At 69.1% G+C, this 16,059-nt stretch carries 14 protein-coding genes; 8 read left to right on the forward strand and 6 right to left on the reverse strand.

What is annotated here, in order from left to right:
* The first annotated feature begins 2 nt into the window (after nucleotides 1-2).
* From VGT80_RS05665 to VGT80_RS05685, 5 genes are all read left to right on the forward strand, one after another.
* The gene (locus tag VGT80_RS05665) at nucleotides 3-809 is read left to right on the forward strand and encodes a glycosyltransferase family 25 protein (protein ID WP_327453711.1); all 807 of its coding nucleotides are present in this window, start codon (nucleotides 3-5) and stop codon (nucleotides 807-809) included.
* A 78-nt stretch (nucleotides 810-887) separates the two neighbouring features.
* Nucleotides 888-2,009 (forward strand): TonB family protein, encoded by a 1,122-nt coding sequence (locus tag VGT80_RS05670; protein ID WP_327453713.1) that lies wholly within the window; start codon nucleotides 888-890, stop codon nucleotides 2,007-2,009.
* Between the two features lie 108 nt (nucleotides 2,010-2,117).
* Nucleotides 2,118-3,500 (forward strand): glutathione-disulfide reductase, encoded by a 1,383-nt coding sequence (gor, locus tag VGT80_RS05675; RefSeq protein ID WP_327453715.1) that lies wholly within the window; start codon nucleotides 2,118-2,120, stop codon nucleotides 3,498-3,500.
* Nucleotides 3,497-4,696: an O-antigen ligase family protein gene (locus VGT80_RS05680; protein WP_327453717.1), complete on the forward strand. Its 1,200-nt coding sequence runs from the start codon at nucleotides 3,497-3,499 to the stop codon at nucleotides 4,694-4,696. Before gor ends, VGT80_RS05680 begins: the two co-directional genes overlap by 4 nt.
* 68 nt (nucleotides 4,697-4,764) lie before the next feature.
* Nucleotides 4,765-6,144 carry a class II 3-deoxy-7-phosphoheptulonate synthase gene (locus VGT80_RS05685; RefSeq protein WP_327453719.1) on the forward strand — a complete coding sequence of 460 codons (1,380 nt, stop codon included), beginning with the start codon at nucleotides 4,765-4,767 and terminating at the stop codon, nucleotides 6,142-6,144.
* On the opposite strand, the gene VGT80_RS05690 is transcribed toward VGT80_RS05685, so the two are convergent.
* A complete protein-coding gene (locus VGT80_RS05690) occupies nucleotides 6,141-6,626 on the reverse strand; it encodes a DUF4188 domain-containing protein (RefSeq protein WP_327453721.1) in 486 nt (161 codons plus the stop codon). The two genes, VGT80_RS05685 and VGT80_RS05690, sit on opposite strands and share 4 nt — an antisense overlap.
* Before the next feature lie 155 nt (nucleotides 6,627-6,781).
* Between VGT80_RS05690 and VGT80_RS05695 the strand changes: the two genes are divergently transcribed.
* Nucleotides 6,782-8,158 carry an MATE family efflux transporter gene (locus VGT80_RS05695; RefSeq protein WP_327453723.1) on the forward strand — a complete coding sequence of 459 codons (1,377 nt, stop codon included), beginning with the start codon at nucleotides 6,782-6,784 and terminating at the stop codon, nucleotides 8,156-8,158.
* Here VGT80_RS05695 and VGT80_RS05700 read toward each other — a convergent pair.
* Both VGT80_RS05700 and VGT80_RS05705 read right to left on the reverse strand, forming a co-directional pair.
* Nucleotides 8,155-9,051, reverse strand: a complete 897-nt coding sequence (locus VGT80_RS05700) for a cobalamin biosynthesis protein CbiG (RefSeq protein WP_327453726.1) — start codon at nucleotides 9,049-9,051, stop codon at nucleotides 8,155-8,157. The two genes, VGT80_RS05695 and VGT80_RS05700, sit on opposite strands and share 4 nt — an antisense overlap.
* Before the next feature lie 56 nt (nucleotides 9,052-9,107).
* Nucleotides 9,108-10,109: an NADP-dependent oxidoreductase gene (locus VGT80_RS05705; RefSeq protein WP_327453728.1), complete on the reverse strand. Its 1,002-nt coding sequence runs from the start codon at nucleotides 10,107-10,109 to the stop codon at nucleotides 9,108-9,110.
* A gap of 114 nt (nucleotides 10,110-10,223) precedes the next feature.
* Here VGT80_RS05705 and VGT80_RS05710 point away from each other — a divergent pair, with 114 nt between their 5' ends.
* Nucleotides 10,224-11,147, forward strand: coding sequence for a Gfo/Idh/MocA family oxidoreductase (locus VGT80_RS05710; RefSeq protein WP_327453730.1), 924 nt, complete (start codon nucleotides 10,224-10,226; stop codon nucleotides 11,145-11,147).
* A gap of 1 nt (nucleotide 11,148) precedes the next feature.
* Here the strand turns inward: VGT80_RS05710 and VGT80_RS05715 are convergent, their stop codons facing one another.
* Together VGT80_RS05715 and VGT80_RS05720 are read right to left on the reverse strand one after the other, a co-directional pair.
* Nucleotides 11,149-11,757, reverse strand: coding sequence for a 2-hydroxychromene-2-carboxylate isomerase (locus VGT80_RS05715; RefSeq protein WP_327453732.1), 609 nt, complete (start codon nucleotides 11,755-11,757; stop codon nucleotides 11,149-11,151).
* 8 nt (nucleotides 11,758-11,765) lie between these two features.
* Nucleotides 11,766-12,503 carry an SDR family oxidoreductase gene (locus VGT80_RS05720; protein ID WP_327453734.1) on the reverse strand — a complete coding sequence of 246 codons (738 nt, stop codon included), beginning with the start codon at nucleotides 12,501-12,503 and terminating at the stop codon, nucleotides 11,766-11,768.
* Nucleotides 12,504-12,573: 70 nt separating this feature from the next.
* Between VGT80_RS05720 and VGT80_RS05725 the strand changes: the two genes are divergently transcribed.
* A complete protein-coding gene (locus VGT80_RS05725) occupies nucleotides 12,574-13,029 on the forward strand; it encodes a helix-turn-helix domain-containing protein (protein ID WP_327453736.1) in 456 nt (151 codons plus the stop codon).
* Nucleotides 13,030-13,082: 53 nt separating this feature from the next.
* On the opposite strand, the gene VGT80_RS05730 is transcribed toward VGT80_RS05725, so the two are convergent.
* Nucleotides 13,083-15,932, reverse strand: a complete 2,850-nt coding sequence (locus tag VGT80_RS05730; RefSeq protein WP_327453737.1) for a TonB-dependent receptor — start codon at nucleotides 15,930-15,932, stop codon at nucleotides 13,083-13,085.
* Between the last annotated feature and the right edge of the window lie 127 nt (nucleotides 15,933-16,059).

Below are 16,059 nucleotides of genomic sequence, written 5' to 3' on the forward strand. Positions count from 1 at the left end.
GCTTGAGCCCCAGCGCCGTGTGGCCGCACCCGATCTTCGTCATCAACCTGAAGACCAGCGGCGAGCGCCGCACCGCCTGCGACGCGCAGCTGACCCGCGTCGGCCTGACGCCGACCTTTGTCGAGGCGGTGGACGGGCGGACGATGTCCGACGCCGAAATCGCCGCCATCGTCGACGAGCCCGGCCGGCTGCGCCGCGCGCCCAAGCCGCTGAGCAAGGCCGAGGTGGGCTGCTACCTCTCCCACCTGGCCGTGCTGGAGACGATCGTCGCGCAGGACCTGACCCAGGCGCTGGTCATGGAAGACGACTTGCTGGCCGGGGAGGAGCTGGCCGCCGTGCTGGCCGCGCTCGCCGAAAAGGTCCTGCCGCCCTACGAGATGATCAAGCTCGGGATCAGCGAGCCTCAGGTGAAGCCGTTCACGCCCATCGTGCCGCTGACCGAGGCCTCGACGCTGGTGCGCCACCACAATGTGGTCAATTCGAACCTCGCCTATGTGATCACCCGCCAAGGCGCCGAGCGCTTCCTGAGATACGGCCGGCCGATCCGCTATCCGGTGGACGTGGCCATGAACCGCTCGTGGCGCCACGGGCTGGATATCCTGGGCGTGCGTCCGTGGCCTGTCCTGCCGAACCCGGCGTTCAATTCGACCATCGGGCAGGACCGCTTCGAGAACCCGGCCTGGACGCCGCTCGGCCGTCGGATCGAGCGCCGCGCCCGCAAGGCCTACGACAGCCTGGCCAAGCGCCTCGATCTCCAGGCGCGGCTGAAACGCGATGCGGCCTGGCGGTCGCGACACGACGGCGCGTAGGGATACCGGCGCTACCCAAGGGAAAGTCCCTGTGCGAAGTTCGCGTCTCCACGCGTGGAATGGACCGGGGAGGGACCCATGCTGTCACTGATCCTGGCCGCGGCGGCAGCCGTCGCCGATCCGGCGCTGCCGCCGCCCAAGGTGGTGTCGCCGCTGACCGTCACCGCCCAGCCCAGGGAGGCTCCGCCGGCGGACGTGAGCATCCAGTTGGACGCCGACGACGAGTCCATCGGCGGGCAGAGGGTCTCGGTGTGGCCGGCCTCCGCTTATGAGGCGCGGGCCAACGCCCACGTGACGCTGCGCTGCTACGTCGACACCCATGGTCTCGCCGAGCGGTGCCGCGTGGCCTACGAGTCGCCGCAGGGGCGCGGCTTCGGGGCCGCGGCCCTGCAGCTGCAGCCGACGCTGAAGATCACCCCGCCCAAGGGCCCGGACGGCGCGCCCATGGCGGCCACCCTGAACATCGCGCTGGAGTTCAAGGCGCCCGATCCGCAGAACAACCTGCAGGACCTGGAATCTCAGGGCGGCGACCTCGACTCCACCAAGCTGATCATGAGCCACAATCCGATCGCCATGCGGCGCGTGACCATGATGAACCATCCGGTCTGGGTGACCGCGCCCACCTTCGACGACCTGGCCAGGGCCTATCCGGGCCGCGGCGGCGGGGCCGAGGGCTATGCGGTCGCCCACTGCGAGGTGACCAAGACCGGCGCCGTGATCCACTGTTCCATCGCCAAGGAAGATCCGGTCGGACACGACTTCGCCAAGGCCGCGCTGACGCTGGCGAGCAAGTTCCGCGTCTCGGCCGAGGCGATGAAATACGCCCCGCACAACGCGCCGATCGAGGTGGACATCCCGATCCGCCTGCCGCCGCCCGCCGCCATCGTCGACCGCACGGTCAATGCGCCCCTTTGGCTGGCCGGGGTCGATCCCGAGCAGGCGCCCAAGCTGTTCCCGCCCGAGGCCGCGGCCAAGGGCGTCACCAGCGGCCGCGGCGTCGCCAAGTGCGTGGTGGCCGCCGACGGTTCGATGACCGACTGCGCGCCGGAGGCGGCGGATCCCGACGGCCTCGGCTTCTCGCAGGCGGCGGTGAAGCTGGCCTCGACCATGCGGATGAACCTCTGGTCGGCCGACGCCGAGCCGGTGGAAGGCGGCGTCGTGCACGTGGCGATCCGCCTGAACCTGAGCGGGGCGAACTAGCAGCCGCCAGCTAGGCCAAGGCCGCGCATCGGGCTAGACAGGGCGCCGTTTGCGGCGGGCGGGCGCATCCCCACATCCAGGCGGGGCCGCGGTTCGAGGAGCAACCCTTTGGCGAAATACGACTACGACCTCTTCGTGATCGGGGCCGGGTCGGGCGGCGTGCGCGCCGCCAGGCTGGCGGCCCTGTCGGGCGCGAAGGTGATGGTGGCCGAGGAGCACCGCGTCGGCGGCACCTGCGTGATCCGCGGCTGCGTGCCCAAGAAGCTGATGGTCTACGCCTCGGAGTTCTCGCACAGCTTCGAGACCGCCAGGGGCTTCGGCTGGACCATCGACAATCCCCGCTTCGACTGGCCCCGATTCCTGGCCGAGAAGGACAAGGAGATCGCCCGGCTCTCCGGCATCTATGTCCGCAATCTGGAGAACGCCGGCGCGGAGCTGGTGCACGGCAAGGCCCGGCTGATCGACGCTCATACGGTGGAGGTCGAGGGCCACGACCGGGTGACCGCCGGCAAGATCCTGATCGCTACCGGCGGCCGGCCCTGGATGCCCAAGGCTCTGAAGGGCGTCGAGCACGCGATCAGCTCCAACGAGGCCTTCCACCTGACCGAGCTGCCGAAGCGTATCGTGATCGCCGGCGGCGGCTATATCGCGGTCGAGTTCGCCTGTATCTTCAACGGTCTGGGCGTGGAAACCCACCTCGTGCATCGGGGCCCCAACATCCTGCGCGGCTTCGACGACGACATCCGCACCCACGTGACCGAGGAGATGGGCCGGCGCGGCGTCCGGGTGATCCTTTCCACCCAGCACGACGCCATCGAGAAGACCGCGACGGGGCTCGTCAGCCGCTTCACCGGCGGCCACCATTGCGAGAGCGACGTGGTGATGTTTGCGCTCGGCCGCGAGCCCTGCACCGATGATCTGGGGCTGGACGCCGCCGGCGTGAAGCTCGACGAAAAGGGCGCCGTGGTGGTCGACGAATTCTCGCGCTCCAGCGTCAAGAACATCTGGGCGGTGGGCGACGTCACCAACCGCATCAACCTGACGCCGGTGGCGATCCGCGAGGGCCACGCCTTCGCCGACACCGAATTCAACGACAAGCCCACCAGCTTCGACCACGAAATGGTCGCCTCGGCCGTCTTCTCGCAGCCGCCCGTGGGCACCGTCGGCCTTTCGGAGGCCGACGCCCGGCACAAGTACGGCAAGATCGACATCTACATGACCCGCCTTCGGCCGATGAAGACCGCCTTCGCCGGCGAGGACGAGCGCTGCCTGATGAAGCTGGTGGTCGACGCCGAGAGCCAGAAGGTGGTCGGCTGCCATGTGGTCGGCCCCGACAGCGCCGAGATGATCCAGATGGCCGCCATCGCGCTCAAGATGGGCGTCACCAAACAGCAGTGGGATTCCACCTGCGCGGTCCACCCGACGCTGGCCGAGGAGCTGGTCACCCTGCGCGAGAAATACCTGCCGCCGGGCCTGGGCCAGGCCGCATGAGCCGGGCCGCGGCGCGCGCCGGCTTCAGCCTCGCCGCCTGGTGCGGCTGGGTCTTGGTCTTCGGATTGGCGCTCACCCCGATCGCGGGCTGGATCGTGCCGATGGGCTTTGCGACCCTGCTGGGGCTGATGGGCCTGCTCACCCTGCCCGCGATCCGCGTGCGCGACGAGGACCGACCGACCGCCGTCCTGCTGCTGGTTCTGCTGGTCTGGGCGGCCATGTCGACGGCCTGGAGCCCCTATCATCCGTCCAAGGCCGGTAACAACACCGCCCTCAAGCTTGCCGCCGAGCTGCCGCTCTACTGGGCGGTGATCTGCGCCGCGCGCCGGGCCGATCCGCGGCTGAAGACGCTGGCGCTGAAGGTGCTCGCCTGGGGCTCGGCGGTGTTCGGCCTGCTGCTCCTGACGGAGTTCGCGACCGACGTGGGCGTCTACGACTACCTGCACATCCACTATCTCGGCCCCATCCGTCACGACATCTCCCAGGCCCATATCGCCCACTCCAGCTTCGTGCTGGCGGTGCTCTGGCCGCTGGGTCTGGCGGCGGCGGTGAAGACGCGGACGACGCCCTGGCTGGCTGTCGCGATGGTGGCGGGCCTGCTGGCCGCGGCGCTGCGCTTCGGCGCCGATGCGCCGGTGCTCTCGGTCCTGCTGGCCTTGATGGTGGGGTTCGCGGCCTGGCGTTGGCCCGCGGCGACGCCGCGCGTCCTGGCGGGCCTCGGGGTGGTCTATCTCGTGGGCGCTCCGGCGGTGGTCTGGGCGGCGCGGGCCACGGGCGATTACGGCGCCCTCCAGCACGCCGTCCCGCTGTCCTGGTCGATGCGCATGGGCTTCTGGAGCCACACATTCGACTGGATCGGCGACCATCCGCTGCGCGGCTGGGGCCTCGATGCGAGCCGCATGTTCGGCCCCGGGATCGTCCTGCATCCCCACGACGACGCCCTGCAGATCTGGCTCGAGCTCGGTCTCGTGGGCGTCCTCCTGGCGGCCGGAGTCTGGTGGACGGCGCTGCGCCGTTTGGCGCGGCCGGAGCGCGACCTCGGCGCCGCGGCGGTCACCGCCTCGGCCAGCGTCTACCTGCTGTTCGGCGCGCTGAACTTCGGCGTCTGGCAGGAGTGGTGGCTGGCGCTGGCCGCGCTGGTGGCCGCCGTGGGCGCGCTGATGGCGACCGAGCCCGCCGCCCCAGCATCGACCTGAGCGCCCATATCGACTAGAAGGCGCGCTTCCGCGAGGCGCTCCGATCGGGGGGCGTGGAGTTTGAGGACATGACGGAGCACTGGACGCCGGCCTCGTGGCGCGCGAAGCCGGCCAAGCACATCCCGGCCGACTATCCGGACCTCGCGGCCCTGTCGCGCGTCGAGCAGACGCTGCGCGGGATGCCGCCGCTGGTGTTCGCCGGCGAGGCGCGGCGGCTGAAGCTGCTGCTGGGCGAGGTGGCGGCGGGCAAGGCCTTCCTGCTGCAAGGCGGCGACTGCGCCGAGAGCTTCAAGGAATTCCACGCCGACAACATCCGCGACACCTTCCGCCTGATCCTGCAGATGGCGGTGGTGCTGACCTTCGCCGGCGGCAAGCCGGTGGTGAAGGTGGGCCGCATGGCCGGCCAGTTCGGCAAGCCGCGCTCCTCGGCGGTGGAGACGCAAGGCGACATCACCCTGCCGTCGTACCGTGGCGACAACATCAACGGCATGGAGTTCACGCCGCAGGCCCGCACGCCGGACCCGCAGCGTCTGCTGCAGGCCTACGGCCAGTCGGCCTCGACGTTGAACCTGCTGCGCGCCTTCGCCGGCGGCGGCTACGCCGACCTGCACAACATCCACCGCTGGACCCTGGGCTTCGTCAACGACAGCCCGCAGGGCGCGCGCTACCGCGAGGTCGCCGAGAAGATCAGCGAAACCCTGATGTTCATGGAGGCCATCGGCGTCACGCCGGAAAGCCAGCCGGCGCTGCACCAGGTGGAGTTCTTCACCAGCCACGAAGGCCTGCTGCTGAATTTCGAGGAGGCCATGACCCGGGTCGATAGCACCTCGGGCGACTGGTACGACACCTCGGCCCACCTGCTGTGGATCGGCGAGCGGACGCGCGATCTCGACGGCGCGCACGTCGAGTTCTTCAAGGGCATCAAGAACCCGATCGGGGTGAAGTGCGGGCCTGCCATGGAGGCCGACGACCTCAATCGCCTGGCCGATACGCTGAACCCGAAGAACGAGGCCGGCCGGCTGACCCTCTACGGCCGCTTCGGCGCCGACAAGATCGCCGAGCGCCTGCCGCGGCTGCTGCGCGCCACCCAGGCGTCCGGCCGCAACGTGGTCTGGGCCATCGACCCGATGCACGGCAATACGCTGACGGCGGCCAATGGGTACAAGACCCGCCCGTTCGACCGCATCCTCTCCGAGGTGAAGAGCTTCGTGGAGATCTGCAAGGCGGAGGGCGTGCATCCCGGCGGCGTGCACCTGGAGATGACCGGCCAGAACGTCACCGAATGCCTGGGCGGCGCGCGCGCCGTGGTCGAGGGCGATCTCGCCGACCGCTATCACACCCACTGCGACCCGCGGCTGAACGGCGAGCAGGCGTTGGATCTGGCCTTCCTGGTGGCCGAGAAGCTGAAGGACGAGCGGGCCGAGGTCGCCAGGCGCGCGGCGGTCTAGGCCGCCGCGGCCGCCTTCATCCGCTGGCGCGCCTGCTGGCGGGCGCCCACCGCGTCGACCAGGCGGCCGGCCGCGCCCAGGCCGAACGGCGGCATGTTGTTGTAGATCGTCTCGAAGCGGCCCGGCGCGATGACGTAGGTCTCGTGCCAGATGCCCACGTCGCCGTTCGATCCGACGGCCTTGTTGAACGCCTGCCAGGCCGGCAGGTGAGCCAGGTCGCGCTGCTTGGCGTAGGCCTCCAGGTGCTCGAAGCTGCGCCAGTACTGGATGACCACGGCATCGGGGAAGCTGAACATGTTGCGCGCATGCAGCAGGCCGAGCTCCGGCCGCGCCGCCAGCTCCTTCAGCATGCGCGGCATGGCCGTGGCGACCGGCCACCACTTCCAGACCTTCCACGGCCGGTTGATCCGCGCTCCGATCAGGAAGACGACGAACTCGCCCTCGATCTCCGCGCACATGCGCTTCTCGATCATCCCGGCCATGCCGCGTCCTCCACCCACATCCTGAAATACGTCGTCGAGGCGCGTTTGGATGTGCCTTCACCGCCACGTCGGGCGACCGAGCGGCAAGCTCGGCTTGCGGCGGCTGACGGCTTGCCCCCATATCCCCGGCTTCTTTGAACGTCCGAGGCTTCCCCATGGACCGCCCCGCGGCCCAGGCGTCCCCCCATGCGGGCGGGCGGGCCGAACGCGTCCGCTACGACCTGGCCCAGCTTTTGAAGCTGTCGGGACCGGTGGTGGTCGCGCGCCTGGGCATCATGGCCATGGGACTGTCGGATTCCATCGTGGTGGGGCGCTATTCGGCGGTCCAGCTCGGCTACCATGCGCTGGCCTGGGCCCCGACCAGCGTGATCATCACCATGGTGGTGGGCCTGCTCAGCGGCATCCAGGTGATGACGGCGCGGGCCATCGGCGAGGGACGCCGCGACCTCACCGGCGCGGTCCTGCGGCGGGGCGTGAGCTACGGCTTCTGGATCGGGCTGGCCTCAACCATCGCGCTGCTGATCTCAGGCCCGCCGTTCCTGCATTCCATCGGCCTGTCGAAGGACCTGGCGGACGGGGCGAGCCGGGCGCTGATCGTCTTCTGCCTGTCGATGCCCGGCTACGCGATGAGCGTGGCGGCGGCCTTCTGGCTGGAGGGCCTCGCCAAGCCCGGCCCGGCGGCGTGGTGCATGTGGGCCGCCAACGCGGTGAACCTCGCGATCGATCTCGTCCTGGTGCCGGGGACCTTCGGCCTGCCGGCGCTGGGGGCGGTGGGCGGCGCCTGGGCCACGACCGGGGCGCGCACCTTCCTGGCGCTCGCGACCTTCGGCTACATCGCCCTGATGCCCGAGGCCCGGGCGCTGGGCGTCTTCAGCAAGCCCGAACGCGACCGGCCGGCGGAGATCGAGCAGCGGCGCATCGGCTATGGCGCGGGCGCCTCGAACTTCTTCGAGGTGGCCTCCTTCGCCAGCATGAACGTGATCGCCGGCTGGCTCGGCGGGCTGGCGGTCGCGGCCTGGGCCATCGTGCTGAACGTCGCCGCCGTGGTCTTCATGGTTCCGCTGGGCCTGGCGACGGGGGCTGCGGTCCTCGTCGGCGGGGCCTACGGCGCGCGTGACGAGGCGGGCGTGAACCGGGCCGGCGCCGTGGCGTTCGGCGTCACCGCGCTGTTCGGCGCCCTGGTGACCTTCCTCGTCTGGCCCAACGCCGCCCTGATCTCCAGGGCCTATACCGACAACCCGCAGACGCTGGCGATGGCGGTTCCGGCGCTGGTGCTGGCGTCCGCCATGTTCCTGCCCGACGCCGTGCAGGTGGTGGTGGCCCAGTCGCTCCGGGCGCGCGGCGACGTCTGGCTGCCGACCTATACCCACCTGACCAGCTACATCGTGGTCATGGCGCCGCTCGCCTGGTGGCTGGCGATCCCGCTGCACATGGGGGTCATGGGCATCGCGGCGGCCGTGGTGGTGGCCAGCGTCATCTCCGGCGGCCTGCTGCTGGCGCGGTTCTGGAGTCTCTCCAGACGACCGCTCTAGCCCGCCCCCAGGATCCAGCCTTCTTCGCGCTCGGCGTCGAGGACGACGTCGGGCGGCGTGCCCTTCGAGGGGCCGAACAGGGCGCCCAGCTTGTTGGCCTCATCGAGGCGGGCGAAGTGCTCGGCCAGGGTGCGCACCTGCATCATGTCCTTGACCTCGCCGGCCGCGCCCTGCGGCTTCACCAGCGACGGATAGACCTCCGCCAGGACCACATCGACGCCGGCGAGATCAGCCTCGGTCAGCGGCTTGAAGCCGGTTTCGAAGGGCCAGACCCTGGCCGCCTCGCCGCGCGCGGTCCTCAGTCGGCGCACCACCGGAATGCCCATGATCGCCTGACCGCCCACCGAGCCGTTGTAATAGGTCTTCCAGATCGAGGCCGCGCCCTTGGCGACAAGTTCGGCGTGGCGGAATTCCGGCAGGTCGTCGGGGCCGTGCGGCCGGCTCTTGGTGGCCGACAGCGTGGTCTGGACGTCCTTCGGCGGCGCGCCCCAGAACGGGAATGGGCCATCGGTCAGAAGCCGGTTGAGCTGGGCCGCCACATTGAAGCGGTTGTTCACATTGGTAGGCTTGTCGACCACGCGCTTGCCGAGCTCATCCCAGGCCGCGCGCCACGGATCGCCCTTCAGCTTCAGGGCCTCGGCGAAGCCGCGCGGGAAGCCCAGCGGGAAGTCGAAGCCGACCAGCGCCCGCTCGGAGCGCTTCTTGAGGTCGTCGAGGATCAGGCCCAGCCGCGTCTCGGCCTCGACCCGTGTCGACGGATTGAAGCTCTCGAAGGCCATGCGGAAGCGGACGTCGCGCTTGAGCACGCCGATCCAGATGGAGTCCGCGCCCGTGGTCGGCTTGGCCGCGGCGCTCCAATCGACGATCACATAGGCGCTGAACAGGCGCGGCACGGGGGGCTCCTGGAACGAGTCTTGGCCGGACGGGCCGACAACCCCCCGTGGGTCGGTCAGGCCAGCTTCACCAGCATCTTACCGGTGTTCTGGCCGGAGAACAGGCCGAGGAAGGCGTCGGGCGCCTTGTCGATGCCTTCGAACACCGTTTCCTGCCACTTCACCTTGCCCTCGCGGACCCAGCCGGACAGCTCCTCGATGTACTTCGGCATCATGTCGAAGTGGTGCGAGACGATGAAGCCCTCCATGCGGATGTTCTTGCCGATCAGGAGCGCCAGGTTCGACGGGCCCGGTTCGGGCCGCGTGGCGTTGTAGATCGAGATCATCCCGCAGATGGCGAAGCGGGCGAACAGCTTGGCGGCGTTCAGCGCCGCTTCCAGGTGCGCGCCGCCGACATTGTCGAAATAGACGTCGATGCCCTCGGGCGCGCCGGCCAGGATGGCCGCCGTCAGGTCCTTCTCGGCCTTGTAGTCGATGGCGTGATCGACCCCGATTTCCTTGAGGAAGGCCACCTTGTCGGCGCCGCCGGCCGAGCCGATCACCTTGTGGCCCTTGGCCTTGGCGATCTGGACCACCATCGAGCCCACCGCCCCGGCCGCGCCGGAAACGAACACGACGTCGCCGTCCTTCAGGGCCGCGACCTTGAGCAGGCCCGCATAGGCCGTCAGGCCCGGCATGCCGGCCGCGCCCAGGAAGGCCTGCGGCGGCAAGCCCTTGGCGTCCAGCTTCTGCAGGCTGGCCGCCGGGGCGTTGAAGGCCTCGCGCCAGCCAAAGCCGGACTGCACCAGGTCGCCCTTTGCGAACTTCGGGTCGTTGGAGGCGGTGACCTCGCCGATCGCGCCGCCGTCCATCACCTTGCCCAGCTGGAAGGGCGGGGCGTAGCTCTTCACGTCGTTCATGCGGCCGCGCATGTAGGGGTCGACGGTCATCCAGAGGTTCTTCACCTGCACCTCGCCGGCGCCGGGGGCCGGAAGCTCGACGGCGGCGATCTCGAAGTTGTCGTGGGTGGGCAGCCCCTGGGGACGGCTCTTCAGCCGGACTTCTTTGACGGTGGTCATGGTGTTTCTCCTGCCGCTGACGGGCGGCCCCTTCAAACGACTGTTTAGCTCTTCCCGGCGGGTGGCGTCGAGGCCGTAGGCCGTGCTAGGCGCTCGCCCAGTTCGGAGCTTTCCATGGCTGAGTCTTTGCGGGGCGGGGTGATCGGCGCGGGCGTGTTCGGCGGCTATCACGCGCGCCAGTACGCCCGCCTGCGCGGGGTCACCCTCTCGGCCGTCTACGACCCGCATCCGGAGCGCGCCGCCCAGGTGGCCATGCCGCTCGGCGGCCGCGCCTTCCACGACCTGGACGCCTTCTTCGAGGCCGTCGACGTGGTGACCATCGCCTCGCCGGCCACCTTCCACGCCGAACAGGCGCTGGCGGCCATCGCCGCCGGCAAGCCGGTCTATGTGGAGAAGCCGATCGCGATCAGCGTCGCCGACGCCGAACGGGTGCGCGAGGCGGCCGACAAGCAGGGCCTGGTCGTCGCCTGCGGGCACCAGGAGCGGGTGCGATTCCAGGCCATGGGCCTGCTGGACGTGCCGGAGCAGCCGGTGCTGCTGGAAGCCTTGCGCCACGGCCCGCCGTCCGGCCGCAGCCAGGACGTCTCGGCGGTGCTCGACCTGATGGTCCACGACCTCGACCTGGCGCTCACGCTCTCCACCGCCGATCCGGTGACCGCGGAAGGCGAGGGGCGGATCGGGGCCAGCGGCTCATGGGACGCCGCCCGCGCCGAGGTCAGCTTCGAGAGCGGCTTCGCGGCGATCTTCGACAGTTCGCGGATGGCGCCGGAGCGCAAGCGGACCATGCGGGTGGTGTTCCCTTCGGGCGAGGTGGAGATCGACTTCCTGGCCGGGACCTTCCGCAACACCACGCCCTTCCGCCTCAACGCCGACTTTGAGCAGACCCCGGCCGCCAAGGATCCGTTGGGCGCGAGCGTCGAGGGCTTCCTGGCCGCCGTGCGCGGCGAGGCGCCGCGGCCCGTGGTGACGGCGCAGGAGGCGATCCGCGCGCTGGACCTGGCGCTGGCCATCGAACAGGCGCTCGACGAGCAGGGTTGATCTAGGCCGCGGCGGCCTCCTCGACCTGGCCCAGGCGGTCCTTGCCGAAGAACATTTCCTCGCCAACGAAGAAGGTGGGGATGCCGAACACCCCGCGCGCCACCGCGGCCTCCGTGTTGGCGACCAGCTCGGCTTTCACCTCGGGGTCCTGGGTGGCGGCGAGCAGGGCTTCGGCGTCGAGGCCGGCGGCGGCCAGCACACGGCGCACCACCTGCGGATCGTCCATCTTCTCGCCGGCCTGCCACATGGCCCGCTCGACGGCTTCCAGATAGGCCTCGCCCACGCCGGCGCGCCGGGCGGCGATCAGGCCGCGCATGATCAGCAGCGTGTTCACCGGGAAATGCGGGTTCATCCGGAAGCCGGCGATCGCGTGCTTCGCCACGAACCGCCGGGTCTCCAGGCCCTCGTAGGCGAGCTTGCCCTTCACCTCGCCGAAGGCCTCTCCGGGCGAGCGGTTGTTGGTCGCCTTGAAGATGCCGCCCAGCAGGCAGGGGATGATGTTGAGCTTCGCGCCGGTGCGCTCAGCGATCGCCGGCAGCACCTGGCGCGCCAGATAGGCGTTCGGGCTGCCGAAGTCGTAGATGAAGTCGATGGTCACGGGCTTGGTCATGGTCGGGCTCACCAGGTCTCGGTCCAGGGGCGCAGGTCGAGCTCGTGGGTCCAGGCCGAGCGCGGCTGGCGGGCCAGGGCCACATAGGACTGGGCGATATCCTCGGGCTTGAGGATCTCGTCACGGGCCGCGAGCGCGTCGACGTTGTCGCGATTGCCGCGGATGAAGACGCCGTCGACGGCGCCGTCGATCACCACGTGCGCCACGTGGATGCCTTGCGGCCCCAGTTCGCGCGCCATGCTCTGCGCCACGGCGCGCAGCCCGTGCTTGGCGGCGGCGAAGGCGGCGAAGCCGTCGCGGCCCCTCACGCTGGCCGTGGCGCCGGTGAACAGGATGGTCCCCCGGCCGCGCGGGACCATGGCCTTGGCGGCCTCGCGCCCGGCGATGAAGCCCGCGAAACAGGCCATCTCCCAGACCTTGGTGAACACCCGCGTGGTGGTCTCGCGGATCCCGAAGCGGACGTTGGCGCCGATGTTGAAGACCACGACCTCGAGCGCGCCGACATCGCGTTCGATCGCCGCGAAGAGTCCGACCATCTCCTCTTCCGAGCGGGCGTCGACCCCATAGGCGTGGGCCGCGCCGCCGGCCTTGCCGATGTCGGCGGCCAGCGCCTGCAGGTCCTCCAGGTGTCGCGCCCTGCGGGTCATGCAGACCACATGGCCCTCGGCCGCGAAGGCCCGCGCCAGCGCCGAGCCCAGTCCGTCACCGACGCCGACGATCAGGCAAACGCCTTTTTTCTCCGCCATCTGCCGCTCCGTTCGGAATTTGGACGAAGGTTGGTATTGAATCCGAACTCAGTCAATGGGAAGCTTGCGCATGAAATGGAATGAGCTCTCCGACCAGCCCTGTTCCGTCGCCCGCTCGGTCGCGGTGATCGGCGACCGCTGGACCCTGATGCTGCTGCGCGACTGTTTCCTGGGCGTTCGGCGGTTCGAGGATTTCGAACGGCGTCTGGGCATCTCGCGCAGCATCGTCGCCGATCGGCTGAAGCGGCTGGTGGCGGCTGGCGTCCTGCGGCGCGAGGCCTATCAGCAGCGCCCCGTGCGCCACGAGTACCGCCTGACCGACAAGGGCCTGGCCCTGCATCCGGTGATCATGGCCGTCGTCCACTGGGGCGACGCCCACTATGCGGGCGAGGCCGGGCCGCCGCTGATCCACCGCCACAAGGCCTGCGGCTGCGACTTCGCCCCGGTCATGACCTGCTCGGAATGCGCCGCGCCGCTCGCCGCCCGCGACGTCGAGGTCAGGCCGGGCAAGGTCTCGGCCAACTGAAGGCGCTCCGCCGGAGCGAAGCGCCTTCGAGGCGGCCGTCTGGGGACGGCCAATCAGAAGAATTTGTAGCGGAGCTCGATCCCGTAGGTGCGCGGCGGGGTGGGGTAGAAGGTCTTGCGGATCCCCTGGATGCAGTTGATCACGCCGCCGGCGACCACCGGACTGCAGGTCAGGCCCGCAGGGCTCGGCCCATAGATCGCCGAGACCGCGCCGTTGAGCAGTTCGCCGGTCGCGCCCTGGTCGTAGCCCGTCTTGTTGAAGATGTTTTTGATGTAGGCGATGACCTCGTACTTGTCCCGGTTGTCCTTCCACAGCGCGCGCGCGTCCCACTGATCCCAGGACGGGGCCTCGTTGTACCAGCGCTTGAAGAGGCTGCCGTAGGCCTTGTCGCGCCAGGCGTAGGACACGTTGGCGGTGAGCGCGCCGTTGGCGATGTTGTGCCAGGTGTAGTTGGCCGCCACCGCGATCTTGTTGCGCGGGGCGTTGGGCAGGTCGTTGCCGGACAGGTTCTGCGCGCGCTGGAAACCGCCGCCCGGCAGGCCCAGCGTATTGGCGTCGGCCACGCAGTCGCCCGCCACCGCCGCCCCGCCGGCCTGGCATTGGGCGACGGTGTGGATCGGGTTGGCGCCGACCTGGACGGCCGTCGGATCGACGGTGTCGACGGCCGAGCCCTGCTCGATCTTGGTGTCGTTGAAGGAATAGTCGAGGATCAGCTGCAGGTCGTCGATCGGCTGCCACAGCGTCTCGAGCTCGAAGCCTTCGGACCGCGATTTCGGCACGTTGTAGAAAGAGGTCGTGTTCTGGGCGATCGGCAGGCCGCCGAGGCTGCCGCTCTGGATCACCGAGATCGGGATCTGCAGGTTGTTGTAGCTGTAGTAGTAGGCCGCCATGTTGGTCTGCAGCGACCGGCTCCAGTTCTTCTTGAAGCCCACCTCGTAGGCGTCGACGGCCTCCTTCTGCGAGAAGGGCAGGAAGCTGAGCACCGTGAAGATGCCGATGTTGAAGCCGCCGGAACGATATCCGCGGCTGTAGCTGGCGTAGAGGTTGGTGTCGGTGTCCGGCTGCCACTCGGCCTTGGCCGTGCCGGTGATCGCCTGCCAGCTGCCGTCGTACCGGCGCGTGGCGAAGCCGGTCGCCGGATCGAAGCTGGTGGGTCCCGTCACGCCCTGCGGAACCTGATCTAGCCCGAGGCCGGTGCCGCCGGCCACCACCGTGTTCACGCCGGTGAGGTCGAGCGGCGCGACGAAGAATTCCGGCGGCGTGCCGCCCAGACAGGCCGGCAGGCCGAAGCAGAGCAGCCGGACCTGTTCCTGGCCATATTTGCGGTCATGCGAATAGCGCAGGCCGCCGGTCAGGGTCAGGGTGTCGAAGACCTTGTAGTTGAGCTGGCCGTAGGTGGCCCAGGACTCGTCGCTGACCGAAGGGCGGTTGTCGAACCGCCGGTCGGTCCCTGGCACGCAGCCCACCGGCGTCACGGTGGCGCCGGCGCCGGACAGGCAGACGCCGAACGGCGGAACCTGGGACCAGCCCACCTGGCGGAGATCCTCCTGGGTGTACACCGGCTGGGTGTAGTGCTGCTTGAAGTAGTAGGCGCCGGTGATCCACTGCAGCGGCCCCTCGTTCGTCGAGACGAGGTTCAGCTCGTGGCTCCAGAAGCTGTTGTGCTCCTGATAGTTGAAGGATTCCAACGGGAAGAACTGGGTGACGCCGGCGGTGAAGGAATCCACCGGGGCCTGGCGCGTGCCGTTCGGCACCGAGCCGGTCAGCAGGTAGTAATAGGATACCCCGCCGGTGATGTATTTCACGTCGAAACCGGGGGCGTGATAGGTCCAGTGGCTGGCCACCGTGTAGGCGTTGGGCAGTCGCACCCGGTAGGAGATCGGGTCGCTCTTCTCCCACGGGCTGCTGTGCGCGCTATTCACGCATCCGGTCGGGCTGAGCAGCACCACATTGCTGACCAGTCCGCTGCAGCCGAAGCCTTCGTTGATGTTGGTCGAAGCCTGCGGGAATTCGATGATATTGAAGCCGTTGCCGCCGTTCGGGTGGCCCGCCGAAATGTCCGGCAGCACGTGGCCGGACTGGTCGTAGATGTTGGGGGACCAGCCGCCGGATTGGGCGCCGGGGCCGCCGGCCCCGTTCTGCCAGTTGTTGTAGCCGATCTTGCTCCACATCTCGAACTTGTCGTTGAACTGGACCGCGACCTGGCCTTCGAGGAAGAAGGTGTCGATCACATTGCCCTCGGACGGTCGTCCGGGCGTGGTGTTCTTGATCCAGCCGTCGCTCTGGTTCTCCCATTGGCCGGACAGGCGGAATTGCACATTGTCCAGCAGGGGTCCGGAGACCGCGAACTCGGCGTTGGAGTGGTTGTAGTTGCCGTAGGAGACGCGGCCCTCGGCGTACCAGTCCTTGGTCGGCCGCTTGGAGATCTCGTTGATCGCACCGGCGATGGCGTTGCGCCCGTAGAGGGTGCCCTGCGGCCCGCGCAGCACTTCGACGCGGTCGAGAAACAGGGTCGAGGCGCCGGCCCGCACCGCGAAGGTCTCGTAGACCCCGTCGGAATAGTTGGCCACCGAGGCGTCGGCCGACAGCACGTTGGTCAGCCGCCCGAGGCCGCGCAGGGTGATCCGGTCGGTGGACGTCGAGTACTGCAGACCCGGCGTGAAATTGGTCATGTCCTGGATGGTCTGGATGCCGACCACGTCACGGGTCTTGTCGGTGAAGGCCGAGATCGCCACCGGAATGTCCTGCAGGTTCTGCTCCCGCTTTTCGGCGGTGACGACCAGCTCTTCGATGGTGTTGGTGGTTGCGGCCGACGACCCCGGTCTCGTCTGGGCGTGAGCGGTTGGGCCGAACGCGGCGGCCAGCAGTGCGCTGGTCGCAAACAGGGTAAGCCTATACTGCATCGGTACATTCCTCCCCATATGGCGCAGTCAAACGCCTGTTTGTTGGGGCGAACGCTGATCCTCCGAAGCTTGGCCGTCAACGCGGAATTGCACGGCGTTCGGCGACCCGCGATTGGCGAGTGGGCTC

This window comes from Phenylobacterium sp. (genome assembly GCF_035944335.1).
In the GTDB taxonomy this organism is placed as follows: Bacteria; Pseudomonadota; Alphaproteobacteria; order Caulobacterales; family Caulobacteraceae; genus Phenylobacterium.

Excerpts from the sequence above, each read along its gene's own strand:
- VGT80_RS05670 (WP_327453713.1), top strand. The coding sequence starts at position 888 with ATGCTGTCACTGATCCTGGCCGCGGCGGCAGCCGTCGCCGATCCGGCG.
- VGT80_RS05680 (WP_327453717.1), top strand. The coding sequence starts at position 3,497 with ATGAGCCGGGCCGCGGCGCGCGCCGGCTTCAGCCTCGCCGCCTGGTGC.
- VGT80_RS05685 (WP_327453719.1), top strand. The coding sequence starts at position 4,765 with ATGACGGAGCACTGGACGCCGGCCTCGTGGCGCGCGAAGCCGGCCAAG.
- VGT80_RS05690 (WP_327453721.1), bottom strand. The coding sequence starts at position 6,626 with ATGGCCGGGATGATCGAGAAGCGCATGTGCGCGGAGATCGAGGGCGAG.
- VGT80_RS05695 (WP_327453723.1), top strand. The coding sequence starts at position 6,782 with ATGGACCGCCCCGCGGCCCAGGCGTCCCCCCATGCGGGCGGGCGGGCC.
- VGT80_RS05705 (WP_327453728.1), bottom strand. The coding sequence starts at position 10,109 with ATGACCACCGTCAAAGAAGTCCGGCTGAAGAGCCGTCCCCAGGGGCTG.
- VGT80_RS05710 (WP_327453730.1), top strand. The coding sequence starts at position 10,224 with ATGGCTGAGTCTTTGCGGGGCGGGGTGATCGGCGCGGGCGTGTTCGGC.
- VGT80_RS05715 (WP_327453732.1), bottom strand. The coding sequence starts at position 11,757 with ATGACCAAGCCCGTGACCATCGACTTCATCTACGACTTCGGCAGCCCG.
- VGT80_RS05720 (WP_327453734.1), bottom strand. The coding sequence starts at position 12,503 with ATGGCGGAGAAAAAAGGCGTTTGCCTGATCGTCGGCGTCGGTGACGGA.
- VGT80_RS05725 (WP_327453736.1), top strand. The coding sequence starts at position 12,574 with ATGAAATGGAATGAGCTCTCCGACCAGCCCTGTTCCGTCGCCCGCTCG.
- VGT80_RS05730 (WP_327453737.1), bottom strand. The coding sequence starts at position 15,932 with ATGCAGTATAGGCTTACCCTGTTTGCGACCAGCGCACTGCTGGCCGCC.